Below are 1,288 nucleotides of genomic sequence, written 5' to 3' on the forward strand. Positions count from 1 at the left end.
CCACCCTTCGGGGGGGGGGGGGGCCCCGGGGGGGGGGGGGGGGGGGGGGGGGGGGGGCGGCCCCCGCCCCCCCCCCCCCCCCGGAGGGTTCACAGGGAGGCGATCCAGGCCTGCCCGTAGGCCGTCAGGACGTCGCTGTGGACGGGGCGGGTCCAGCCCTGGGTCTCGGCCTTCTCGCAGGCCAGTCGCCACATGGCCGTGGCGATGCCGTTGCGGCGGAACGTCCCGCGCACGCCGACCCACCAGACCATGCCGTCCTCGCGGTCCCACAGCAGCGAACCCACCCGCACCCCTCCGGCCGTCACGGCACTCACGCCGTGGCAGCCTTCCACCGCGAAGCCGCAGGTGATCCGGGCGGGCGCGTAGTCGAAGCTCTCGTAGACGATCTCCACGGCGGGCCCGGTCGCCTGGGCGCCGGGGTGACCTGCGTTCATGACAATGCTCATGTGCTCTCTCCTGCGGTCCGATTGCCGCCCGGGAGCCACCCGGCCTGACAAGAGAAAGGCTACCATGAAGAGTGCATCGAATGTGGCCCTTTCGGTCCCCTTACTCCCAGGCGCTGCCGGGCTATCCGGCGCGGCGGGCCCAGCGTTCGGCCTGCCGGTCCAGCTCCTGCTGGATCCTCTCGGCCCGGTCGAGGTGGCCGGTGGCCTCGGCGGCCTTCTCGCCGACCTGCGCCACCAGGCCCAGGCAGTGCTCGGCGGCCCAGCCCTCCCGGATCACGTCGAGTTCGGTCCCCTTCCGGCGGGCCTCGTCGGCGGCGTCGCAGGCCGCGAGGAACAGGGCCTCCGCGGATCCGGCCGCCTCCTGGGCGAGCCGGGCGTGGTCCCGCAGTGTCGTCATGAGCTCACCGGCCTCCGCCTCGCCGAGTGCCTTCCCGGCCTGCTCCAGGGCCAGGCCGCCGCGGCGCAACGCCCGCTCGGCAGCCCTGCCCACCGGCCGGCACGACTCGCACCCCTTCAAGGCCTCGCCGAGCGCGGCGTAGGCGCGCCCTGCGGGCCTCTTGACCGTCGGCACCGGCGCCTCGGCAGCGGTGACCGTCACCGCCCACTCGGCGGCGTTCGCGTCCTTCCGGACGAACCGGTCGACGCCGCGCGCGATCCACCAGGTGATCGGGGCGTGCGGCGGCAGGCCGGTCTCGTCGCCGAACTTCGACAGCTCGTACGCCGTGAAGGTGCTGTCGCGGCCGAACCGCCGCGCGCAGTGGGCCACGTTCAGCGCCCGCTTGGCGTTGGCCATGGTGATCGGGTAGTCCCTGCCGTTCACGCGATAGCCGACGATCTGACCG

Annotated in this window: 2 protein-coding genes; both read right to left on the reverse strand. The window is 74.2% G+C overall.

Annotation, left to right across the window (positions count from 1 at the left end; translation table 11 throughout):
* Nucleotides 1-89: 89 nt before the first annotated feature.
* A complete protein-coding gene (locus tag ABZY91_RS01005) occupies nucleotides 90-446 on the reverse strand; it encodes a GNAT family N-acetyltransferase (protein ID WP_355398852.1) in 357 nt (118 codons plus the stop codon).
* Nucleotides 447-567: 121 nt separating this feature from the next.
* Nucleotides 568-1,288: hypothetical protein (locus ABZY91_RS01010; protein ID WP_355398854.1), on the reverse strand; the 721-nt coding region annotated here is incomplete at its 5' end.

The organism is Kitasatospora sp. NPDC002965, assembly GCF_040611255.1.
GTDB lineage: Bacteria > Actinomycetota > Actinomycetes > Streptomycetales > Streptomycetaceae > Kitasatospora.

Excerpts from the sequence above, each read along its gene's own strand:
- ABZY91_RS01005 (WP_355398852.1), bottom strand. The coding sequence starts at position 446 with ATGAGCATTGTCATGAACGCAGGTCACCCCGGCGCCCAGGCGACCGGG.